The sequence below is a fragment of the Nocardia farcinica genome, assembly GCF_029867845.1.
GTDB lineage: Bacteria > Actinomycetota > Actinomycetes > Mycobacteriales > Mycobacteriaceae > Nocardia > Nocardia farcinica_A.
Map to the genome: position 1 here is coordinate 1 of NZ_JARWRU010000428.1, position 3859 is coordinate 3859.

Here is a 3859-nt window from a genome sequence, read left to right on the forward strand (position 1 = left end):
GGGGCGTGGCGCGGGCCCCGCCCGGGCGCGGGGGCGGCCTGGTGCCCCCCCCCGGGCGCCCGGCCCGGCCCCCGGGCCTGCGCGACCCCGCAGGTGGCCATGGCGATGGTGGCCGACCAGCCGACCGCGCGCCCGAGCAGCGCCAGATGCCCGCCGCCGGGATGGATGCCGCGGGCGAGGAACCCGCTCTCCAGGCGCGCGTCGGGGGTGACGACCATGAGGTCGGTGGCCATGGCGAGGTTCAGCCCGGCGCCGACCGCGCCGCCGACCACCCGGGAGATGGTCGGGACCGGGAGCATGCCCACCCGGACGAACGCGCTGTAGACCGCGGAGGTGCGGCGCACGGCCTCGGGGGAGGCAGGGTCGGCCGAGGAGCTGGCCAGGTCCCTGGTGTCGGCGCCGCTGCAGAAGTAGGCGCCCGCCGCGCGGATCACGACCGCGCCGATGGCGGGATCGTTCTCCACGCGCGTGCAGAAATCGCCGATCGACGCGGCCATCTCCAGGGTGATGGCGTTCTTGCGGCGGGGGTTGTTGAGGGTCAGCTGTGCGACACCGTCGGCGTAATCGGTCAGGATCGGCGCCTCGGGCGGGCCGTCGACCGTGTTGTCGGACGTCATGGCCGTCACCGTAGCAGATTGGATCCAAAATAAAATCCAATACTGATTGACAATTCCACCGCGCGCCTCGGAGAGTGTCCGGGGAGGCAGCACGTCACCCTGCTCGGTGGTGACGAATCGAAGAAAGGTGGAACTCGTGTTCGAGTTGGACGGACGGATCGCACTGGTCACCGGCGCGGGACAGAGCGTGGGGGAGGGCATCGCCACAGTGCTCGCCCGGCAGGGGGCGACGGTCGTGGTGAACGACCTGTTCGCCGACCGCGCGGAACGCGTGGCGGCCGCGATCGTCGCCGAGGGCGGCACGGCGATCGCCCGGGCCTTCGACGTCACCGACTACCAGGCCACGGTCGCCGCGATCCGCTCCGCCGAGGCCGAACTCGGCGGGCACGTGAACATCCTGGTCAACAATGCCGGCGTCGCCGAGGACCGGGTCAGCAAGCCGTTCCGCGAACTGGAACCCGAGCAGTGGCCGCCGTCGATCGACCTCAACATCTACGGCGCGCTGAACTGCATCAAAGCCGTCATCGACGGGATGTGCGACAACGGCTGGGGCCGGGTCGTGCAGATCTCCTCCGGCTCGGCCCGCACCGGCCAGAACATCAACGTCTCGATGTACGCGACCGGCAAGAGCGGCATCGAGGGCTTCATCCGGCACCTGGCCGCCGAGACCGGGCAGTACGGGGTGACGGCCAACATCGTCGCCCTCGGATTGCAGGCCAATCTGGTGCACAAGATGCCGCCCGAGCAGATCGAGCGGCTCGTGGCGGGCATCCCGATCGGCCGGCTCGGCGACCCGTTCGAGGTCGGCGCGTTCTGCGCGTACCTGGCCTCGAACGAGGCCGGTGGCATGACCGGGCAGACGCTCGATTTCAACGGCGGATCGCAGACCCGATGACAGCGGGCACCCGCGCGCCGGTCACTCTGTCGCTGACCGCCCTGCGCGTCACCGACCTGGCCCGATCCGTCGAGTTCTACACCGCCGGATGCGGTTTCACCCGGGAACGCGCCTTCGCCACCGACACCTTCGACGCGGTCATCCTGCGGGCCGGGACTGCCGGGGTGGAACTCATCGCCCCGCGCGACGGCGGTGCGCCGCCCGAGCACGGGACCATGCTGGTCAAGTTGATCCTCAACACCGAGGACGTGGCGGGTCTGCTGGCCGCCGCGTGCGCCCACGGCGGCGTGGCGGAGCTGCCCGCCACCGCGGCGGCCGCGTTCGGCGGGCGCGTCATCGGCAAGGTCCGCGATCCCGACGGCTACCTGCTCGAGGTCGTCGGCCCGGTGCCGACGCACGACCACTGAGCGGGACGGCCCCGGCCGCGGTCTGCCCGCTCGCTCTAGCGTGACGCCGTTCACACCGGAACGGAGGATGGAGTGCAGTCGACTATGAACTGGGGCAGTACCTGCGATGTCGTGGTGGTGGGGTCGGGCGGCGCGGCGCTGGCGGGAGCGCTGGCCGCCGTCCACCGCGGCCTGTCGGTGTGCGTGCTCGAGAAGACCGACCGCTTCGGCGGCACCTCGGCCTATTCCGGCGGCAGCGTGTGGTTGCCGGGCAATCACGTGCTGGCCCGCCAGGGCGTGGACGACTCGGTGGACAAGGGTCTGACCTATTTCACCGCTCTCGTCGGCGACCGCACCAGGGCCGAGGTGCAGCGCGCCTACCTGGAGACCGGGCCGGAAGTGGCCGACTTCCTGGAGAACACCGCCGGTATCCCGCTCGAGCACCGGCCGTTCCCCGACTACTTCGACGCCCCGGGCCGCAGCGCCAACGGACGCAGCATCTTCGCCCGCCCGATCTCGGCGCGGGAGGTCGGCGACCGGCTCGACGACATCCGGCCGATGGTGCCCGCCGACCAGTTCGGGCTCGACGTCGACCGATCGACCCTCGACGGCGGCCAGGCCTGGATCGCCAGGATGGTGCTGGCGCTCGACGCCGGCGGTCGCGCCGAGCTGAGGCTGTCCAGCCCGGTCACCGGACTGGTCCGCGACGAGCACGGGCGTGTGGCCGGCGTGGAGATCACCGCGCCGGACGGCTCGCGGACCGGAATCCAGGCACGGGCGGGCGTGCTGCTGGCCGCGGGCGGCTTCGAACGGTCGGCGGACCTGCGGGCGAAGTGGCAGGACATGCCCACCGCCGACTGGAGCTCCTCGCATCCCGACACCGGTTCCGGCGACGCGCTGGCCCTCGTCGAATCCGTCGGCGCGGCAACCGATCTGCTCGACCAGTCGTGGTGGTGCCCGGCCACGCTGTTCCCCAACGGGCACGCCGCGTTCACGCTCGGCGTGCGCGCCGGGATCATCGTCGACGACACCGGGCAGCGCTTCGCCGACGAGATGCTGCCCTACGACCGCATGGGCCGGGCCATGCGCGAACGGATGCGGCTCGGCCACGGCGACGCCTTCTGGCTGATCTTCGACGACCGGGCAGGCGACCACCTGCCCGCCATCTGCATGCCGCCGCCGCGCCGGGAGGAGCTGTCGGCCGCGGGCCTGTGGCACACCGCCGAGGACATCGCCGGACTGGCCGAGGCGATCGGAGTCGACGCCGACCGGCTGGACGCGACCGTGCGCCGCTTCAACGAACTCGCCGAGAACGGCCGCGACACCGACTTCGGGCGCGGCGAGGATCCTTTCGGCCGGTTCTTCGTCGGCGCGACCTCCCCGGAACCGTGCCTGCAACCGCTGACCGGCGCGCGATTGCACGCCGTCCGGCTGGTCCTCGGTGATCTCGGCACCAAGGGCGGCGCGGTGATCGGCCCGGACGGCGCGGTCGAACGGCCCGACGGCTCGGTCGTCGAGGGCCTCTACGCGGCGGGCAACTCCGCCGCCTCGGTGGCCGGGCCCGTCTACCCCGGCCCCGGAGTGCCGCTCGGCTCGGGCATGGTGCTGGCCTATCGCGCCGTCGCCCATATGGCACAGCGGGCCGAGGTCGCCGAATCCGCGGCTTCCTAGAAAGGCCCTCGGCCGCGGCGTGGGTGGTGCGCGTCGCGGCCGGGGCGTGCCGGGGCTGGGCGTGCCGGGGCTGGGCGTCGTCCAGCTCTGTTCGGGTGATTGCCTACCTACTGGGAGGCCAGATCGGCGGCCACGCAGCGGTCCCAGATCTCCCGGGCGACCATACGGACCGGGCCGACGAGCTTGCGGTAGTCCAGCGAGGTGACCGGAGCGCAGACCGAGATGCCCGCCAGGTTGGCGTAGAGGTGGTCGGGCGGGCCGAGGGAGACGCCGATACAACCGATGCCGGA

The 3859-nt window shown here is 72.1% G+C and carries 4 protein-coding genes and 1 pseudogene; 3 read left to right on the forward strand and 2 right to left on the reverse strand.

The annotated features are described in order from the left end of the window. A partial coding sequence (locus QH283_RS09105; protein WP_280502579.1) for an enoyl-CoA hydratase/isomerase family protein occupies positions 1-617 on the reverse strand: 617 nt, incomplete at its 3' end. 136 nt (positions 618-753) lie between these two features. Between QH283_RS09105 and QH283_RS09110 the strand changes: the two genes are divergently transcribed. The 3 genes from QH283_RS09110 to QH283_RS09120 all read left to right on the forward strand — a co-directional run bounded on the left by QH283_RS09110 (position 754) and on the right by QH283_RS09120 (position 3569). Next, on the forward strand, positions 754-1512 hold the full coding sequence (locus QH283_RS09110) for an SDR family NAD(P)-dependent oxidoreductase (protein WP_432420686.1): 759 nt from the start codon (positions 754-756) through the stop codon (positions 1510-1512). After that, entirely contained in the window at positions 1509-1919 is a 411-nt protein-coding gene (locus QH283_RS09115) for a VOC family protein (RefSeq protein WP_280502581.1), read from the forward strand. Before QH283_RS09110 ends, QH283_RS09115 begins: the two co-directional genes overlap by 4 nt. 84 nt (positions 1920-2003) lie before the next feature. After that, on the forward strand, positions 2004-3569 hold the full coding sequence (locus tag QH283_RS09120) for an FAD-dependent oxidoreductase (protein ID WP_280502582.1): 1566 nt from the start codon (positions 2004-2006) through the stop codon (positions 3567-3569). A 107-nt stretch (positions 3570-3676) separates the two neighbouring features. On the opposite strand, the pseudogene QH283_RS09125 reads toward QH283_RS09120, so the two are convergent. Beyond that, a pseudogene (locus tag QH283_RS09125) lies at positions 3677-3859 on the reverse strand (IclR family transcriptional regulator); the annotation flags it as partial.